At 70.6% G+C, this 17,578-nt stretch carries 19 protein-coding genes; 10 read left to right on the top strand and 9 right to left on the bottom strand.

Annotation, left to right across the window (positions count from 1 at the left end):
* The first annotated feature begins 63 nt into the window (after nucleotides 1-63).
* Nucleotides 64-573: a hypothetical protein gene (locus QTI68_RS37220; RefSeq protein ID WP_286529248.1), complete on the top strand. Its 510-nt coding sequence runs from the start codon at nucleotides 64-66 to the stop codon at nucleotides 571-573.
* On the opposite strand, the gene QTI68_RS37215 is transcribed toward QTI68_RS37220, so the two are convergent.
* From QTI68_RS37215 to QTI68_RS37190, 6 genes are all read right to left on the bottom strand, one after another.
* Nucleotides 570-1,574, bottom strand: coding sequence for a serine hydrolase domain-containing protein (locus QTI68_RS37215; RefSeq protein WP_286529247.1), 1,005 nt, complete (start codon nucleotides 1,572-1,574; stop codon nucleotides 570-572). The two genes, QTI68_RS37220 and QTI68_RS37215, sit on opposite strands and share 4 nt — an antisense overlap.
* Nucleotides 1,571-1,762, bottom strand: coding sequence for a type II toxin-antitoxin system antitoxin (locus QTI68_RS37210; RefSeq protein ID WP_286529246.1), 192 nt, complete (start codon nucleotides 1,760-1,762; stop codon nucleotides 1,571-1,573). Before QTI68_RS37210 ends, QTI68_RS37215 begins: the two co-directional genes overlap by 4 nt.
* Nucleotides 1,763-1,784: 22 nt before the next feature.
* Entirely contained in the window at nucleotides 1,785-2,678 is an 894-nt protein-coding gene (locus QTI68_RS37205) for an SPFH domain-containing protein (RefSeq protein WP_286529245.1), read from the bottom strand.
* 51 nt (nucleotides 2,679-2,729) lie between these two features.
* Nucleotides 2,730-3,152, bottom strand: a complete 423-nt coding sequence (locus QTI68_RS37200; RefSeq protein WP_286529244.1) for a bactofilin family protein — start codon at nucleotides 3,150-3,152, stop codon at nucleotides 2,730-2,732.
* Nucleotides 3,153-3,224: 72 nt separating this feature from the next.
* A complete protein-coding gene (locus QTI68_RS37195) occupies nucleotides 3,225-3,380 on the bottom strand; it encodes a hypothetical protein (protein ID WP_286529243.1) in 156 nt (51 codons plus the stop codon).
* 205 nt (nucleotides 3,381-3,585) lie between these two features.
* Nucleotides 3,586-4,539 (bottom strand): M23 family metallopeptidase, encoded by a 954-nt coding sequence (locus tag QTI68_RS37190; protein ID WP_286529242.1) that lies wholly within the window; start codon nucleotides 4,537-4,539, stop codon nucleotides 3,586-3,588.
* Between the two features lie 164 nt (nucleotides 4,540-4,703).
* Here QTI68_RS37190 and QTI68_RS37185 point away from each other — a divergent pair, with 164 nt between their 5' ends.
* Both QTI68_RS37185 and QTI68_RS37180 read left to right on the top strand, forming a co-directional pair.
* Nucleotides 4,704-5,051: a hypothetical protein gene (locus QTI68_RS37185; RefSeq protein WP_286529241.1), complete on the top strand. Its 348-nt coding sequence runs from the start codon at nucleotides 4,704-4,706 to the stop codon at nucleotides 5,049-5,051.
* Between the two features lie 139 nt (nucleotides 5,052-5,190).
* A complete protein-coding gene (locus QTI68_RS37180; RefSeq protein WP_286529240.1) occupies nucleotides 5,191-5,718 on the top strand; it encodes an Rrf2 family transcriptional regulator in 528 nt (175 codons plus the stop codon).
* 33 nt (nucleotides 5,719-5,751) lie between these two features.
* On the opposite strand, the gene QTI68_RS37175 is transcribed toward QTI68_RS37180, so the two are convergent.
* Nucleotides 5,752-5,940, bottom strand: a complete 189-nt coding sequence (locus QTI68_RS37175; RefSeq protein WP_286529239.1) for a DUF2970 domain-containing protein — start codon at nucleotides 5,938-5,940, stop codon at nucleotides 5,752-5,754.
* A gap of 303 nt (nucleotides 5,941-6,243) precedes the next feature.
* Here QTI68_RS37175 and kdpF point away from each other — a divergent pair, with 303 nt between their 5' ends.
* The 7 genes from kdpF (at nucleotide 6,244) to QTI68_RS37140 (ending at nucleotide 15,539) form a co-directional block, all read left to right on the top strand.
* Nucleotides 6,244-6,342, top strand: a complete 99-nt coding sequence (kdpF, locus tag QTI68_RS37170; protein ID WP_286508843.1) for a K(+)-transporting ATPase subunit F — start codon at nucleotides 6,244-6,246, stop codon at nucleotides 6,340-6,342.
* Nucleotides 6,342-8,147, top strand: coding sequence for a potassium-transporting ATPase subunit KdpA (gene kdpA / locus QTI68_RS37165; protein WP_286529238.1), 1,806 nt, complete (start codon nucleotides 6,342-6,344; stop codon nucleotides 8,145-8,147). The genes kdpF and kdpA overlap by 1 nt, the downstream gene beginning before the upstream one ends.
* Nucleotides 8,148-8,157: 10 nt before the next feature.
* Nucleotides 8,158-10,254 (top strand): potassium-transporting ATPase subunit KdpB, encoded by a 2,097-nt coding sequence (gene kdpB / locus QTI68_RS37160; protein ID WP_286529237.1) that lies wholly within the window; start codon nucleotides 8,158-8,160, stop codon nucleotides 10,252-10,254.
* Nucleotides 10,255-10,264: 10 nt separating this feature from the next.
* Entirely contained in the window at nucleotides 10,265-10,843 is a 579-nt protein-coding gene (kdpC, locus tag QTI68_RS37155) for a potassium-transporting ATPase subunit KdpC (RefSeq protein WP_286529236.1), read from the top strand.
* A gap of 49 nt (nucleotides 10,844-10,892) precedes the next feature.
* Nucleotides 10,893-13,634: a DUF4118 domain-containing protein gene (locus QTI68_RS37150; RefSeq protein WP_286529235.1), complete on the top strand. Its 2,742-nt coding sequence runs from the start codon at nucleotides 10,893-10,895 to the stop codon at nucleotides 13,632-13,634.
* Nucleotides 13,635-13,637: 3 nt separating this feature from the next.
* Nucleotides 13,638-14,330 carry a two-component system response regulator KdpE gene (kdpE, locus tag QTI68_RS37145; protein ID WP_286529234.1) on the top strand — a complete coding sequence of 231 codons (693 nt, stop codon included), beginning with the start codon at nucleotides 13,638-13,640 and terminating at the stop codon, nucleotides 14,328-14,330.
* Between the two features lie 105 nt (nucleotides 14,331-14,435).
* Nucleotides 14,436-15,539, top strand: a complete 1,104-nt coding sequence (locus QTI68_RS37140) for a site-specific integrase (RefSeq protein ID WP_286529233.1) — start codon at nucleotides 14,436-14,438, stop codon at nucleotides 15,537-15,539.
* Between the two features lie 187 nt (nucleotides 15,540-15,726).
* Here QTI68_RS37140 and QTI68_RS37135 read toward each other — a convergent pair whose 3' ends face one another.
* Together QTI68_RS37135 and QTI68_RS37130 are read right to left on the bottom strand one after the other, a co-directional pair.
* Nucleotides 15,727-16,080, bottom strand: coding sequence for a hypothetical protein (locus QTI68_RS37135; RefSeq protein WP_286529232.1), 354 nt, complete (start codon nucleotides 16,078-16,080; stop codon nucleotides 15,727-15,729).
* A complete protein-coding gene (locus QTI68_RS37130; RefSeq protein WP_286529231.1) occupies nucleotides 16,070-17,413 on the bottom strand; it encodes a CHASE2 domain-containing protein in 1,344 nt (447 codons plus the stop codon). Before QTI68_RS37130 ends, QTI68_RS37135 begins: the two co-directional genes overlap by 11 nt.
* Nucleotides 17,414-17,578: the final 165 nt, after the last annotated feature.

Genomic DNA, 17,578 nt, shown 5'->3' with positions numbered 1-17,578 from the left:
GGACCTCAAAACCGGGATGATGCGGGCGGCCCAATCGTCACCTCATCGAACGAAGGAGTTTCCATGTTCGGCTTGACCCCGCTCGGCCTCGTCCACACCGCCATCAGCCTGGTGGCCCTGGCGGCCGGCCTCGCTTCGCTGCTGCGCTTCGGCGAGATCGCGGCCCGGCATCCGCTCGGCCGCACCTATGTCTGGGCCACGGTGCTGACCTGCCTCACGGGCTTCGGCATCTTCAGGCACGGCGGCTTCGGCGCCCCGCATGCGCTGGGCATCCTCACGCTGCTCGTACTGGCGGTGGCGGCGCTGGCCGGTGGTGGCAAGTTCGGCCGCGCTTCGCGCGCGATCGAGATCATCGCCTACTCGACCACGCTGTTCTTCCACATGATTCCCGGGCTCACCGAGACCTTCACCCGGCTGCCGCAGGGCGCGCCCTGGTTCAGCGGGCCGGACGACCCGAGCCTGCAGAAGGCGGTGGGCGTGTGCTTCGTGCTGCTGGTGATCGGCTGCGTGCTGCAGCTGCGTGGCCTGGCGAAGCGGGCGCCGGCGGGGCTGCCCGGTAGCGTCGGCGGCTAAGGCGTCGCATAGCGCTTCTGCGCGGCGGCGAACAGCCGGGTTCGCAGCAGCTGCACCGCCTGGCCCCGGCGCTGGCTCTCGACCGATGCCGTCGCGCTGGTCGCAATCACCAGATCCAGCGGCGGATGGACCCAGATCGTCTGGCCGCCGTAGCCGGTGGCCATGAATGTGCGCCGCGGCGCCTCGGTCGGCAGCACCCACCACAGGTAGCCATAGGGCATCGACACCGGCGGGCCGCCCGCGTTCTGCGGCTCGGTGGCGGCCATGACGTAGGACTCGGGCACCAGCGCTCTGCCATTCCAGGCGCCCTTCTGCAGGAACAGCTGGCCGAGCCTGGCCATGTCTTCGGTGCGCAGGTGCAGGCCGCGCCGGTACGAAGGCTCCTGCATCGCGAGCGGCGTCACGAGTTCGCGCCTGGCATAGTCGGCCAGCGGCATGCCGGTCGCTTTTTCGAGCAGCGCCGCCAGCACCGGGACCAGGGCGTTGTCGTAGGCGAAGCGCTGACCGGGGGCGCTGCCGAGCGGGCGGGCCCAGGCGTCCTGCGGCCGGCCGGGTGCCGCCGTGCCCGTCGGGTCGTCGATGGCGAAGCCCGCCGTCATGGTCAGCAGGTGGCGCAGCGTGATCGCGGCGGCGCGCGGGTCGGCGTTCAGCGGCCCCCACTCGGGCATCAGCGCCACCACCGGCTGGTCCAGGCTCGCGAGATGGCCCTGCGCCAGCGCGATCCCGACCAGTGCCGACAATGCGCTCTTGGCCACCGACTGCACGTCGTGCAGGGTGTCGGGGCGGCCGTCGCGGTGATAGGCATAGACGACGCGCCCCTTCAGCAGCACGACCGCCGCCTGCACGTCCGGAAGGCGCTCCGAGATGGCCTGGTCCATGCCCTGGAAGGCTTCGGCGTCCAACGCCTGCTCGGCGGGCGAGGAATCGCGCAATTGGGCGGCGCCCAAGGCCGGCGCGAGCAGGGCCAGCATCGGAATGATCAGGCTTGCGAGGCGCTTCATGGGGTCTCCTTCTTTCTGGGGGCCGCAGCGCGGGCCGGCAGCCGCCCTCTTCGCTCCAGTCCCTCGCGCAGCATGAACTCGACCTGCGCATTCGCGCTGCGCAGCTCTTGCGCGGCGAGCCGCTCGATCTCGGCCCACAGCACCGGATCGATGCGCAACGGAAAGGACTTCTTGCCTGGGCTGGCCATCGGACGAACGCGCCGCTGCGGCTCAGGTGTAGAGCGTGCCGGTGTTGATCACGGGTTGGGCGTCGTTGTCCGAGCACAGCACGACCAGCAGGTTCGACACCATCGCCGCCTTGCGCTCGTCGTCCAGGGTCACGAGGTTGCGTTCGGAGAGGCCCTTCAGCGCCGCCTCGACCATGCCCACCGCGCCCGCCACGATCTGGTGCCGTGCGCTGACGATGGCCGTCGCCTGCTGGCGCCGCAGCATCACCTGGGCGATCTCGGGCGCGTAGGCCAGGTGCGTGAGCTTGGCGTCGAGCACCTCGACCCCGGCGCTGGCGAAGCGCTGGTTGAGTTCGGCCTTCAGGGCATCCGCCACCACGTCGAGTCCGGCCCGCAGCGTGGTCTCGTCGCCTTCGAGGTCCTCGCCGCTGTCGTAGGCATAGAGCGTGGCCAGGTGGCGGATCGCGGCCTCGGCCTGGATGCTCACGAACTTCGTGTAGTCGTCGATCTCGAACACCGCCTGGGCCGTGTCGTGCACGCGCCAGACCACCGCGGCGCCGATCTCCACCGGGTTGCCGCGCTTGTCGTTGACCTTCAGCGGCGGCGTGTTGAGGTTGCGCGCGCGCAGCGAGATCTTCTGGCCGCTCAGCAGCGGGTTGGTCCAGCGCAATCCCTCGGAGCGGTCGGTGCCCTTGTATTCGCCGAACAGCGTGAAGATGATGCCCTCGTTCGGCTTGAGCATGTAGAAGCCCGGCACCAGCGCCGCGCCGGCCAGCACCAGCGCCACGCCCACCACCGGATGGGCCAGGTGGCGGACGAACACCAGTGCGCCGAAGCCGAACAGCAGCAGCGCGGCCAATGCCATGGCATAGCCGCTGATGGACTGATAGCGGCGTTCGCTGCGGACGACGCGCGCATGGACGGGGGCTTCGGTCATTCGGTCTCCTCCAGAAACGTGATATCACTTTAATATCGGTCTGAGATGAAGTCAACGGCCCTGCTCGGCCGTCGTTCCGGGCGGCGGGAGCGCCGGCGCGGCCGTGGGTGAATCGCGCCGGGTCAGCTTGCCGTCGACGGTCGCGCCGGCGTCCATGCGCAGTTGCAGGTAGTCGATGTTGCCCGTGACATGCGCGTTCGCCTGCAGTTCGACGAAGTGGTCCGCCACCACGTCGCCGATGATCTTTCCGTTGATCACGATGTCGTGTCCGTGGACGTTGCCTGTGACCGAGGCGCGATCGCTCAGCACCAGGAGCGTCTCGCTGCCGGCCTTGCCGCTGATGTTGCCCTGCACGTGGCCGTCGAGGCGCAGGCCCTCGCTGAACTCGAGGTTGCCGGAGAGTTGGACATCGTGCGCGATCAGGGTCGCGAATTTCGCTTGGCGGATGCCTGCCGATTTCTTCTTGCCGAACATGGACGATTCTTCACTGGGAGAGGGGATGGAGGATCCGGCGTCGCGGCGGGCGGCGACCGGTCGGGTGGCGGCTCAGCGCCGCTTCGCGCCCTGCCCGCGCAGGAAACTCAGTTCGGTGCGGAGGCGGGTGACTTCGGCGGCGGCCTCGTCGGCTGTCTTTTGCAGGGCGAGGCGCGCGGATTCTTCCTGTGCCAGCGCGAGGCGGGTGCGTGCCAGTTCGGCCTGCACGCGGTCTTCGGAGGGCGGCGGCGCCACGCAGGGCGGGGGCGACGCGGCACCCTGCCGTGCCTGCCAGGTCGCGGCCGCTGCGCCGACCGCCAGGCAGGACGCGCAGGCAAGGGCCCATGGGGCCGCACGGGCCGAAAGCGAGCGCACCGGGCGTGGTGCATAGCCGCGTGTCGCGAGTCGGTCCGTCCGGGCGCCACCGCGCCGCTCAGTCATGGGATTTCGCTGCAAACAGGCTCAGGTAGTACGCGGGGTCGATCTGCTCGCCGCCCTCGAGCACCTCGAAGTGCAGGTGCGGCCCGGTCGAGCGGCCGGTCGAACCGACGTCGGCGATATGCTGCCGCGGCAGCACCAGGTCGCCCTCGCTGGCGATCAGGCGCGAGGCATGGCCGTAGCGGGTCACCAGGTGGTTGCCATGCGCGATCTCGATCATGTTGCCGTAGCCGGCCTTCTGTCCGGAAAAGCTCACGCGTCCGCCAGCGGTGGCCAGGATCGGCGTGCCCGTCGGAGCGGCGAGGTCGATGCCCGAGTGAAAGCTCAGGCGATGGTCGAATGGGTCGAGGCGGTTGCCGAAGGGCGAGCCGGGGCGGGCGCCATCGACCGGCGAGCGCCCCGGCAGCACGGCCCAGGCGACCGCCTGCGTGACGGCTTCCTGCTCGAGCCGCGTCAGTGTCTGGACCATGCAGTCGAGCTCGCGGCGCGTGCTTTCGATTTGCGCCGGCACCCGCTCGGCCCTGGCGCCGGCGCAAGGCCGCGGCGGCAACGCGGGGCCGCCCGCGGCGGAGCCGGGGTCGGCGCCGGCATCCGGGGGCGCGTGCTGGGCGGCCTTCGACGCCTGGAGGCGTGACTGCAGACGGCGCAGCTCGCTCACGTGCTCGGCCAGCCGCGCGATGCGTGGCTCGATCTGGGCCACCGACGCGTTCAGCCTGCCAAGCTCGTCGACCACGTACGCGCGTTCGGCATCGATGGCGGTGTGGCGGTTGGCCGCCTCGCGCTCCGCCCAGTGCATGCCGATCGCGGTGCCCGTCGCGAGCGCGATGGCCGACGCGGCCGCGGTGCATGCGATCGCCATCACGGCGGCCGTTCGGCGCGTGACGAAACGGAACGATCCGTTGCTGAAGTGGTGGCGGGCACCGAAAAAAAATGAAGGGCGTACGGGCATTGGGATCAGGTTCGAGGGATTTTCCGGGCGCGCCCGTGTTCGGCACAGGGGAATGGTCTCGAAGTGATGGCAATGCGTCTGAAAACCCGGGGCGATCAGGAGAAAGTCCGCTGCGCCCAGGCAAGGCACCGCCCCCCGCCTGCGGATTGCTAAAATCCGTTCCCATGCCCCGTTGGCTCGTCTCCGCTGTCCTCGCATTCGTGCTCTGCTGCCTCGGCTTCTCGGCCGCGGCCCAGGGGTACGCGGGAGCGCGCCAGCACGGCTGCGACGCCACGGCCTCGGCCCAGGCTTTCGAACAGGTGCTCTCGAAGGCCTTCGATGCCGGCGCGCCGAGCCAGCCGGGTGACGAATCCCCCGGCAACGACGAGCAGCGCCACGATTGCAGCGAGATCCTGATCGGTCTCCCCGGTCTCTTCGTCCCGGTGACGATGTCGGAGCCCGCGGCACCACCGCCACCGGCGCTCGGTGCCTCGGCCTTCCTCGAGCACCCCAAGCGGCCACCCCGCGCCTAGGCCTTTCTCGTCCCAGGCCCGCTGCGCGCGGGGAAGCGCCTCGTTCCCTCGCACGCCAGCACTCCGCAGCAAGACGTTTCGCACGTCGGCCTGCACCCCCCGGCGGCGCCATGGCGCCCCAACTCAGAAAGAATCACCGATGCGTCTCACCACCAAAGGCCGCTTCGCAGTCACCGCCATGATCGACGTGGCGCTCAACGGCCGCACTGGCCCGGTCAACCTGTCCTCCATCCACCAGCGCCAGCGGATCTCGCTGTCCTACCTCGAGCAGCTGTTCGGCAAGCTGCGCCGCCAGGGGCTGGTCGAATCGACCCGCGGGCCGGGCGGCGGCTATTCGCTCAGGCGCCAGGCGTCGGCCATCAGCGTGGCCGAAATCATCCTGTCGATCGAAGACGAGACCGAACTCAAGAACCGCGCCCAGCGCCCGGACGCGCCGGGCGCCGTGCACCGCTGCACCACCGACGAGCTGTGGGAATCGGTCAACCGCCGCGCGGTCGAGTTCCTGGAGTCGATCACGCTGCAGAGCCTGGTCGACGAGCAGATCAGCAAAGGGGTGCGGGCGGCCCGCAAGACCAGCGTGCCGGTGCTCCCGGGCCGGGTCAAGCCGCCGCCGGTGAATGCGCCGAACTCGGTGTTCGCGATGGGCGCACTGCTGGCCAAGCGCTGATCCCTTCGCCGCCCGGGGCCGAGGCTTGAAAAATCAGGCCCCGGCGGCGAACTTGGCCAGCGCGATCAGGCCGGCCACCAGCAGCAGCACCAGCACCAGCGCAATGGCGATGGTCGGTATCGCGCCGGCCTGGTCGACCCGCTCGTCGGCGTCGGCCCGCCGGCCGCCCAGGCCGATGAAACCCCACAGGACGGCGCGCAGGTAGCGAAGAAACTTGGACATGGGTCACTGTGGCCCATCGCCGCGCCCGGGTAAAGAAGCAGATCGCGCCGATTCGACCGTGGCAGATCCGGCGGCGCCGCCTTATCGGGGCATCGGCGCTTTCCATTTACGCTTTCTTTACGCCCCCTCGCCCACTCTGTTCCCCGTCTTTACGCCCGTCTCCCGACACTGACTGCCTGTTTCGTATGCAGGAGAGTGATCGATGGACATCGTTTGGATAGCCGCCCTGGCGGCGATGTGGGCCGCGACCGCGGCCATGGTGTGGGGGCTGGGACGGCTCGAGGCGCCCAGGGGAGAGCGCTCATGATCGGCCTCGAAGTGCTCTACGGCTTTGCCGGGCTGATCGCGATCGCGCTGTTCGCCTACCTGGTCTTCGCGCTCATCTGCGCCGAGGAGTTCTGATGGACACCTCGGCCTGGGGCCTGCTGGCCCTCTTCCTGACCGTGCTGGGCCTGCTGGCCTGGCCGCTCGGCCGCTACCTGGCACTGCTGTGCGACGGTGCGCTGCCGCGCTGGATGCAGCGCGTCGAAACGCCGCTGTACCGGCTGGCCGGCACCTCGCCCGGCCAACCGATGCACTGGCGCCCCTATGCGCTGGCGCTGCTGGCCTTCAACGCCATCGGCGCGCTGGCGCTCTACGGCCTGCAGCGGCTGCAGGCCGTGCTGCCGCTGGATCCCGCGGGCATGGCGGCGGTGTCGCCGGATTCTTCGTTCAACACCGCGGTCAGCTTCGTCTCTAACACCAACTGGCAAGGCTATGCCGGCGAATCGACGATGAGCTACCTGACGCAGATGCTCGGCCTCACGGTGCAGAACTTCTTCTCGGCCGCCACCGGCATCGCGGTGGCCTTCGCGCTGGCCCGCGGCTTCGCGGCGCGCAGCACCGACGGCCGTGGCGTGGTCGGCAACTTCTGGGTCGACCTCACGCGCATCACCCTGTGGCTGCTGCTGCCGCTCTCGTTCGTGCTGGCGGTCTTCTTCTCGGCCCAGGGCGTGATCCAGAACTTCGACGCCTACAAGACCGTCGCCACGGTCGAGGCCACCGCCTACCAGGCACCGAAGCTCGACGCCGGCGGCCAGCCGCTCAAGGACGCCGCGGGCCAGCCGCTGCTGGAGGACGCCCGCACGACGACCCAGACGCTGGCGATGGGCCCGGTCGCCTCCCAGGAGGCGATCAAGATGCTCGGCACCAACGGCGGCGGCTTCTTCAACGCCAATTCGGCGCATCCCTACGAGAACCCGACGGCGCTCGCCAACTTCGCCCAGATGCTGGCGATCTTCCTGATCCCGGCCGCGTTGTGCTTCGCCTTCGGGCGGGTGGTGGGCGACCTGCGCCAGGGCTGGGCGGTGCTGGCGGCGATGACCGTGCTGTTCGTCGCGGCGGTGGTCCTGGTGATTCCGGCCGAGCAGGCAGGCAACCCGCTCTTCGGCGCCCTCGGCGTCGACCAGGCCGCCAGCGCGCTGCAGGCCGGCGGCAACATGGAGGGCAAGGAACTGCGCTTCGGCGTCACGGCCTCGGCCCTTTTCGCGGCCGTCACCACGGCGGCCTCGTGCGGCGCGGTGAACGCCATGCACGATGCTTTCACGCCGCTCGGCGGCATGGTGCCGATGGTGCTGATGCAGCTCGGCGAGGTGGTCTTCGGCGGTGTCGGCACCGGGCTCTACAGCATGCTGGTGTTCGCGATCCTGGCGGTCTTCATCGCCGGCCTGATGATCGGCCGCACGCCGGAGTACCTCGGCAAGAAGATCGAGGTGCACGAGATGAAGCTGACCTCGATCGCGATCCTGGTGACGCCGATCCTGGTGCTGGCGGGCACCGCGGTGGCGGTGATCGCCGACGCCGGCAAGGCCGGCATCGCGAATCCGGGCGCCCATGGCTTCTCCGAGATCCTCTATGCGCTGACCTCGGCCGGGAACAACAACGGCAGCGCCTTCGCGGGCCTGTCGGCCAACACACCCTTCTACAACGCGCTGCTGGCGGTGGCGATGTGGTTCGGCCGCTTCGCGGTGATCGTGCCGGTGCTGGCGATCGCAGGCGCCCTGGCGGCCAAGAAGCGGCTGCCGGTCACGGCCGGAACGATGCCCACGCACGGCCCGCTGTTCGTCACCCTGCTGGTGGGCACCGTGCTGCTGGTGGGACTCCTGAACTATGTGCCGGCGCTGGCCCTCGGGCCGGTGGTCGAGCACCTGATGCTGTGGGCGAAGTGAGGCCCCGACCATGATCAAGACATCCATCCCCGCGTCGATCTTCGACGCCTCGCTGGTCCGCCCCGCCCTGTGGGCCGCCATCACCAAGCTCAGCCCGCGGGTGCAGTGGCGCAATCCGGTGATGTTCATCGTCTACATCGGCAGCATCCTGACCACGCTGCTGTGGCTGCACGCACTCGGCTTCGAGGGCGACGGCGGCATGCCGCCGGGCTTCGTGCTCGCGGTGTCGGTCTGGCTCTGGTTCACCGTGCTGTTCGCCAACTTCGCCGAGGCGCTGGCCGAGGGCCGCAGCAAGGCCCAGGCCGCCTCTCTGCGCGGCCTGCGCAAGGACACCTGGGCCAAGAAGCTGACCCAGCCCTTCCACGGCGCCACCTTCCTGCCCGAGCAGGCGCCCAACCTGCGCCGCGGCGACGTGGTGCTGGTCGAGACCGGCGACGTGATCCCGCTCGACGGCGAGGTGATCGAAGGCGTGGCCTCGGTCGACGAGAGCGCGATCACCGGCGAATCGGCGCCGGTGGTGCGCGAGTCGGGCGGCGACTTCTCGGCGGTCACCGGCGGCACGCGGGTGCTGTCGGACTGGCTGGTGGTGCGCATCGCGGTGAACCCGGGCGAGTCCTTCCTCGATCGCATGATCGGCATGGTCGAGGCGGCGAAGCGCCAGAAGACGCCGAACGAGATCGCGCTCACGATCCTGCTGGTGGCGCTGACGCTGGTGTTCCTGGTGGTCACTGCCACCCTGCTGCCTTTTTCGCAGTTCAGCGTCTCGGCGGCGGGTGCCGGCACGGTGGTGTCGCTGACGGCACTGGTGGCGCTGCTGGTGTGCCTGATCCCGACCACCATCGGCGGCCTGCTGTCGGCCGTCGGCGTGGCCGGCATGAGCCGCATGATGCAGGCCAACGTGATCGCCACCTCGGGCCGCGCGGTCGAGGCCGCGGGCGACGTCGACGTGCTGCTGCTCGACAAGACCGGCACCATCACGCACGGCAACCGCCAGGCCAGCGCCTTCCTGACGGCGCCGGGCGTCTCGCAAGCGAAGCTGGCGCGTGCCGCAGTCCTCGCGTCGCTGGCCGACGAGACGCCCGAAGGGCGCAGCATCGTCGAGCTGGCCCGTCGGGGCGGCGTCGACGACAAGGGGGTGGCGGGTGCCACTTTCGTTCCCTTCACCGCGCAGACCCGCATGAGCGGGGCCAATCTGCCGTCGGCGCCGAACAGCCTGGACGCCGACGCGATCGTCTTGCGCAAGGGCGCGGTGGATGCGGTGCGCCGGCATGTCGAGGCCCTCGGCGGCACGGTGCCCGGCGCACTGTTGCAGGCCGCCGATCAGGTGGCGCGGCGCGGCAGCACGCCGCTGGCGGTGGCCGAAGGCGCCCGCGTGCTCGGCATCGTCGAGCTCAAGGACATCGTCAAGACCGGCATCAAGGACCGCTTCGCCGAACTGCGCCGCATGGGCATCAAGACCGTGATGATCACCGGCGACAACAAGCTCACGGCGGCGGCGATCGCGGCCGAGGCCGGGGTCGACGACTTCCTGGCCGAGGCCACGCCCGAGGACAAGCTGGCGCTGATCCGCCGCTACCAGGCCGAGGGCCGGCTGGTCGCGATGACCGGCGACGGCACCAACGACGCACCGGCGCTGGCGCAGGCCGATGTCGCTGTCGCGATGGGCAGCGGCACCCAGGCCGCCAAGGAGGCCGGCAACATGGTCGACCTCGACTCCAATCCGACCAAGCTGCTGGAGGTGGTCGAGACCGGCAAGGCGCTCCTGATGACCCGCGGCTCGCTCACCACCTTCTCGATCGCCAACGACGTGGCGAAGTACTTCGCGATCATCCCGGCGATCTTCGTCTCGACCTACCCGCAGCTCGGGGCGCTGAACCTGATGCGGCTGGCGAGCCCGTCGTCGGCGATCCTGTCGGCGGTGATCTTCAATGCGCTGGTGATCGTGTTCCTGATCCCGCTGGCGCTCAAGGGCGTGCGCTACCGCCCGGTCGGCGCGGCCGCCCTGCTGCGCCGCAACCTCGCGATCTACGGCCTCGGCGGCCTGGTCGTTCCCTTCATCGGCATCAAGCTCATCGACTGGCTGCTGGTTGCAGCCGGGCTGGTCTGAAAGCATCACCATGACCCACATCCTTCGTCCCGCGCTGGTCCTTTTCGCGCTGCTCAGTGCGCTCACCGGCATCGTCTATCCGCTGGCCGTGACCGGCGTCGCGCAGGCCGTGTTCCCGGCCCAGGCCGGCGGCAGCCTGGTGCTGCGCGACGGCGCGCCGATCGGCTCGACGCTGATCGGCCAGAACTTCAGCGACCCGGCCCACTTCTGGGGCCGGCCGTCGGCCACCGCGCCGATGCCCTACAACGCGGCCGCCTCGGGCGGCGCCAACCAGGGGCCGCTGAATCCGGCGCTGGTCGATGCGGTCAAGGCGCGCGTCGAAGCGCTGCGCGCTGCCGATCCGGGCAACACCGTGCCGGTGCCGGTCGACCTGGTGACGACCTCGGCGAGCGGGCTCGACCCACACATCAGCCCGGCCGCCGCGCACTACCAGGCGCCGCGCGTGGCAAGGCAGAGGCAGCTGCCGCTCGAAGTCGTCGAGCGGCTGATCGACGCCCACACCGAAGCCCCGCTGTGGCGCCTGCTCGGCGAGCCGCGCGTCAACGTGCTGGCGCTCAACCTGGCGCTGGACGTGCAACCTGCGCCGTGAAGGCGGGTGCAGCGGCCGATGGGATAACCTTCGACGCCCTGCCCGTTCCATGATCGACGACACCCGCCCCGACCCCGATGCCCTGATCGCCCAGTTGCGGGCGGACGAGCAGCGCGCCCAGCGCGGCAGGCTGCGCATCTATTTCGGCGCCAGCGCCGGTGTCGGCAAGACCTGGGCCATGCTGAGCGCCGCGCAGCGCGAACGGGCCGCCGGGCGGGACGTGCTGATCGGCGTCGTCGAGACCCACGGCCGCAGCGAGACCGCGGCCTTGCTGGCCGGGCTCGAATCGCTGCCCTTGCGGGACGTCGCCTACCGCGGCCGCACGCTCGGCGAGTTCGACCTCGACGCCGCGCTGGCGCGCAAGCCGGCGCTGCTGCTGGTCGACGAACTGGCGCACACCAACGCGCCCGGCTCGCGCCATGCCAAGCGCTGGCAGAACGTGCAGGAGCTGCTCGCCGCCGGCATCGAGGTCTGGTCGGCGCTCAATGTGCAGCACCTGGAGAGCCTGAACGGCACCGTCGGCGCCATCACCGGCGTGCGGGTGCAAGAGACCGTGCCCGACAGCGTGCTCGACGATGCCGACGAGGTGGTGCTGGTCGATGTCACGCCCGACGAGCTGACGTCGCGGCTGGCGGCCGGCAAGGTGTACCTGCCGCAACAGGCCGAGCGCGCGGCGCAGAACTTCTTCCGCAAGGGCAACCTCATCGCGCTGCGCGAGATCGCCCTGCGGCGCACCGCCGAGCATGTGGAGGACGACGTGCGCGGCTGGCGGGTCGAGCAGTCGGGCCCGCAGGGCGATGCCGGGCCGCCGGCCTGGAACACCTCGGGCGCCATCCTCGCCTGCGTCGGTCCGCACGAAGGCGCTGGACAGACCGTGCGCACCGCCGCCCGCCTGGCGGGCCAACTGAACGTACGCTGGCACGCGGCCTATGTGGAGACACCCCGGCTCCAGCGGCTCGCCGCCGCCGAGCGCGACCGCATCCTGGCCGTGCTCAAGCTGGCCGAGGAGCTCGGCGCGCAGACCGCGGTACTGACCGGCGTCGACATCGCGCAGGCGCTGGCCGCCCAGGCACAGCGGCTCAACTGCGCCACGCTGGTGGTCGGCCGTGCCGAGCCGGCCCGGGGCTGGGCGCGCTGGTGGCCCGGGACTTTGCTGGTGCGCGAGCTGGCGCGCCACGCCCCGGCCGTCGACATCGTCGAGGTCGCGCCCGCCGACAGTTCGCGCCGACTGGCCAAGCTCCGTCCGGTCCCGCGGGGCGACGGCGAGCCGCACGAGGAAGCCGGCTCGGCGCAGGCGCGGTGGCCGGGCTACGCCTGGACGGTGGCGGTCGGCGCCGCCATCACGCTGCTGGCCACGCCGCTGGCCAACGTGCTGGAGCTGACCAACATCGTCATGCTGTTCCTGCTCGGCGTGGTGGGCGTGGCGATGCGCTTCGGCCGCGGGCCGGCCGCGTTGTCGGCGCTGCTCAACGTGGCGGCCTTCGACTTCTTCTTCGTCTCGCCGCGCCTGTCGCTGGCGGTCAGCGACGTCCAGTACCTCGTGACCTTCGGCGTGATGCTCGTGGTCGGCCTGCTGGTCGGCCAGCTGACCGCCGGTCTGCGCTTCGCGGCCGGTGTGTCGACCAGCCGCGAGCGGCGCGCGCGCTCTCTGTTCGAGCTCACGCGCGAGCTGTCGGCGGCGCTCGAGAGCGCGCAGGTGGTCTCGCTCGGCGCAGCGGCGGTGCAAGGCCATTTCGGCGGCCGGGCGGTGGTGCTGGTGACCGATGCCAACGATCGGCTGCTGATGCCCGTGCCGGCTCCGCCGGGCTTCGATGCCAGCGTGGCCGACTGGTGCTTTCGGCACGGACAGCCGGCCGGGCTGGGCACCGCCACGCTGGCCGCCCAGCCCTGGCACTACGTGCCGCTGCAGGCGCCGATGCGGGTGCGTGGCGTGCTCGCGCTGGCACCGGCACAGCCGCGCTGGCTGCTGATTCCCGAGCAGGCCCAGCAGCTCGACACGCTGGCACGCCAGATCGCGATCGCGCTGGAACGGGTGCACTACGTCGAGGTGGCGCAGCAGGCGGTGGTCGAGATGGAGTCCGAGCGCCTGCGCAATGCCCTGCTGGGCGCGATCTCGCACGACGTCCGCACCCCGCTGACCGCCCTCATCGCGTTGGCCGAATCCCTGCAGGCGTTGCCCGAGGGCGCGGATGCACGGCAGGCGGCGCGTGCGATCGTCGCCCAGGCGCATCAGCTGCACGCGCTGGTCAGCAACCTGCTGGACATGGCGCGGCTCGAAAGCGGCATCGCGGGAGGTGCCGTCAACCTGCGCCGGGACTGGCAGTCGGTCGAAGAGGTGGTCGGTTCGGCGATCCGCTCGGCGCGGCCTGCGCTGGGCGACATGCCGGTCCAGACCGAACTCCCGGCGGACCTGCCGCTGGTCGAGTTCGACGCGGTGCTGATCGAGCGCGTGCTGGTCAACCTGCTCGAGAACGCGGCCAAGTACGGCGCACCGCCGATCGTGATCGGCGCGCGGGCGACCGAGCGGGCGCTGGTGCTGCGGGTGCGCGACCACGGGGCGGGGCTGCCCGCCGGGCTGCGGGGGCGGGAGGCGACGCTGTTCGACAAGTTCACGCGCGGCCAGGCCGAATCGGCGACGCCCGGATTCGGGCTCGGGCTGGCGATCTGCAAGGCGGTGGTCAACGCCCACGGCGGCGAGATCGAGGCGGCCAATGCGGTCGGCGGCGGGGCAGAATTCACGGTCACGCTGCCGCGCCGCGAGCCGCCCGATCCGATTGAACTTCCACCCTGAACCATGCCCATGCCCGTTGCCATCGTGATCGAGGACGAGCCGCAGATCCGTCGCTTCGTGCGCGGCGCGCTCGAGGCCGAGGGCTGGCAGGTGCACGAGGCCGGCACGCTGCGTGACGGGCTGGCGGCGGCCGGCACCCGGCAGCCCGACCTGCTGGTGCTGGACCTCGGCCTGCCCGACGGCGACGGCGTCTCGCTGATCCGCGACGTGCGCGGCTGGTCGGCGGTGCCGATCATCGTGCTCTCGGCGCGCACCGACGAGGCCGACAAGATCGCCGCGCTCGATGCCGGCGCCGACGATTACCTCACCAAGCCCTTCGGCACCGGCGAACTGCTGGCCCGGGTGCGCGCCAACCTGCGCCGGCCACGGGCGGCCGCGGGCGGCGAAGAGCCCGAGGCCGTGTTTCGCTTCGGCGAGATCGAGATCGATCGCAGTGCGCGGCTGGTGCGGCGGGCCGGTTCGGAGGTGCACCTGACACCGACGGAGTACCGGCTGCTGTCGGTACTGGTGGCCAACGCCGGGCGGGTGCTGACCCAGCGCCAACTGCTGCGCGAGGTGTGGGGGCCGTCGCATGGCGAGCAGAGCCACTACCTGCGGATCTACATGGGGCATCTGCGGCAGAAGCTGGAGCAGGACCCCGCGCAGCCGAAGCACCTGATCACCGAGATCGCGGTGGGGTACAGGCTCGTGGTGTGAAGAGGGCAGGCATTTGACGAGCGCGAGGGCGAAGCGGTTCGTTTTCTTATGATATACCGTGCCATGGACAGGCCGCCCGGCACTCGGTATGCTGCCGCTTCATCCATGCCCCACACCATCGCCGTCTCCCGTGAAGCGCCCCTGCCCTGGCTGAAGAATCCGGTCGAAGCCCACCGGCAGTGGCGCTCGACCTTGAGCTGGAAAAAGGACGTCGGCAGCGACGACGCGCCGCTCTACACCGCGCACAGCAACAGGCTCTACCAGTCGTTCTGGGGCAAGTTCTGCCGCTGGCTGGCCGGCCGCTCGCTGCGCCTCGACGAGGTGAGGCAGGCCCATGTCGAATCCTTCCTGGACAGCTTGCGCGGCCGGGCCGATGCGCCAGCCAGCGTGCGCACCATGCGGACCTACCTGGCCGAGATCCATCGCGTGTTCACGCACCTGCAAGCCATCGGCGTGGTGGCGGCGAATCCCGCATCCGTGGTGCTCGAACGCAAGCGGCGCCAGCCCGAGACCCGCTTCACCACCGATCCCCCGCTACCGCCCGGCCCGAGCTTCCTGGCGGCCTACGAGCGGACGGCCGCGCGGCTGTTCGAGGAGGAATCGGTACAGCTTCCCGATGGCTGGACCCCGGCGCGCAACCTGGCCCTGCGCCTGGTGGTGGCGGAGTGCGGCCTGAAGCTGTCCGAAGTCTGCAAGCTGATCCCGCGCAACATCACGCTCCGGCCCGACGGCAGCGTGGTGGTCCGCGCCCCCGGGCACCGCCAGGTCGAGGCCCGCGTGCTGGTCGGCCGCGCCCTGCTGGCGAAGGCGCTGCAACGCTGGCTGGCCATCCGAAGCACGCTGCGCGTGGTCCGCACCCGGCGCGAGCGTGAAGAAAACGCGCGCAACTCCAACCGCCTGTTCCTCGGGCAGGCCGACATGGTGCAATCGACCGAACTGGTCGGCGGCGGTCTCGGCGCCGCCTGCAGCCCGGTGGCGCCCGACCTGGCCGAGCGCGTCGTGACGAGTTGTGTCAAGCGCACGCTCGAATCGCTGGGCCATCAGGCCGCCTTCCATGGGCCGCAGTTCGTGCGCAACGCCTATGCCGCACGGCTGATCGCGAGCGGCATGAGCGATGCCGACGTCTCCGACCAGCTCGGAATGAAGACGACTTTCACCGCCAGGGCCATCCGGGGCAAGGTGGCGCCGGTGCCGGAGTCCGCGTCCTAGGCGCCGGGAACGAAGAAGCCCGGCGAGTCACCCCGCCGGGCCCGGGTTCTCGCGTGGTGCTGCGTTTGCCTGCGAGAGGCTGCATTGCCTACGTGAGAGGCGCACCGGAGAACCTGAGTGAAATATGGTCCAGCGCGCGGTGCCTTTCTGTCAGACGCGGCCGCGTCTTGCAAACCAGCGCGTTCATTCAAGGCTTGACCCGCGGCGGGTCGCCGCGGGGTGTCTCGTCGGCCGGCTCGGTCGGCTTCGCCGCCTTGGCCTTGGCCGCCGGCGCTGCGGGTCTCTCGATGTCGGCGATCGCGCCGGAGCGCATCGTGTCGGAGCGCAGCAAGCCGCCGAAGCCGTCGGACATCGACCGGCCGATGGTCCCGCCGGCAGGTCCGACCTTCGGTTCGGGCGGCGGCGCCGGCGCGGACGGCGTGGGCGGCGGCGTCGCCGGATCGGCCGCCCAGCACGCGCCGCTGGCCAGCACGGCGCCGGCCAGCATCGACCGTCCGGTCGCTCCGAGGCCCATCCACATGCGGTGTCTGTCAGGCTTCATGGTGGCGGCCTCCAACAAAGCTATAGGTCAGTTCGCTGATCCAGCCGAGCAGCTTGACGATCAGCACCGGCAGGCTGACCGTCACCGGATTCACATAGAAGCCAAGATAGCGCACCGTGAGCGACATCAGCAAGAAAGTGACCGCGGCCGCCGCCGCGATCCACAGCAAGGTCCGGACGACGCCGCCCGCGCTCACCAGCGCCGCCTCGATGGCGACGAAGAACAGGAAGCCCACCAGGTAGTTGATCCATGTCGGCACCGGCGCGAAATAGCGCTGGTCCAGCAGGGCCTCGAGCGCATTGGCCTGCAGGTCCATCCCCTGGACGTCGCCGCCATCGCCGATCACCGATCGATGGCGGTCCAGGGTCGGACTGCGTTCGCCGACGATGACGATGCGGCCGCGCAGGTAGTCGACGTCGACCGCTGCCACCCGGCGCTCGGCGCAGGGCGGCTGCATCCGCGCCGTCGGCGCCGCCAGCGCACAGAGCAGGTCGCCGCCCTGGAAGACCACCAGGTCCCTGGGCTCGATCAGGCTCATGTAGGGGTTGCTGCGCGCAGCGACGAGCGCCCGCAGGCGCGGGTACTTCTCGAACAGCAGCGGGTCGTAGGCGCCGGCGGCGGCCAGCGCCAGGCCGTCGACCCAGGCCGGCGCGGCGCCCTCCTCGCGCCGGACCGTCCAGCCCAGCGCGATGCGCGTGGTGTCGGTGTCGAGGTTCATGATGCCTTCGCGCAGCAGCGGGGCCACCGGCAGCGCCATCGTCTTGAGGACCGAACGAACCGGCGTGGCCGACTCGCCGCCGGCCGACTCTTCCTTGTCGATGTAGAGGCCCAGCACCACGGGCAGGCGGGCGCTGGCCTGGGCGATGGCCGCCTGCAGGCGCGGCGTCGGGTCGTTGGTGCGGCAAGGCGCGCGCGAGAAGCTGCGGTCGATCACGATCAGGGCCGGCTGCCGCTCGACGATCGCGGGCAGCAGTTGCGCCAGGTAGTCGCGCTGCTCGCAGATGTTGCCGGCCAGACCGTCCGCCGTCGGGTCGGCCTGGGGATCGATGTAGACCAGGGCCGTGTAGCGCGGCACCAGCCGGCGCGGCCAGGCCGCCACCGCGCTGCGGTAGAGCTCCCGTCCGCCGAACAGCGACTGCGACAGCGTCGTCGCCGCGCCTTCCGAATGCGCCAGGTAGTGGATCACCGTGTGCTCCAGCCCGTAGGTCGCGATGCAGGCGACCACGAACAGCACGATCTTGCCCAGCCATCGGACCCGCCGCCCTGCGACTTTCTTCCAGGGCGGACGCCGGTCGGGCGGCCCGACGAAATACGGCGATTGCTGGCTGCGCATGGTGGCTGCAGCATAGGCTGAAGCACCTCGGCGGGGCAACTCGCCGCATGGCCAAGGCCGCGGCGCGAGCCGAGGCGCCGGCGTGCGGTAGGCAGCCGCCGACGGGAGTCGGACAGCGCGGCGCCAGGTTGGCGGACTCCTCCTGCCCTTGCTGCTGCGGCGGCG

The organism is Variovorax sp. J31P207 (assembly GCF_030316965.1).
Classification (GTDB): Bacteria; Pseudomonadota; Gammaproteobacteria; order Burkholderiales; family Burkholderiaceae_C; genus Variovorax; species Variovorax ginsengisoli_B.
This window is presented reverse-complemented; position numbering and strand designations above follow the sequence as displayed.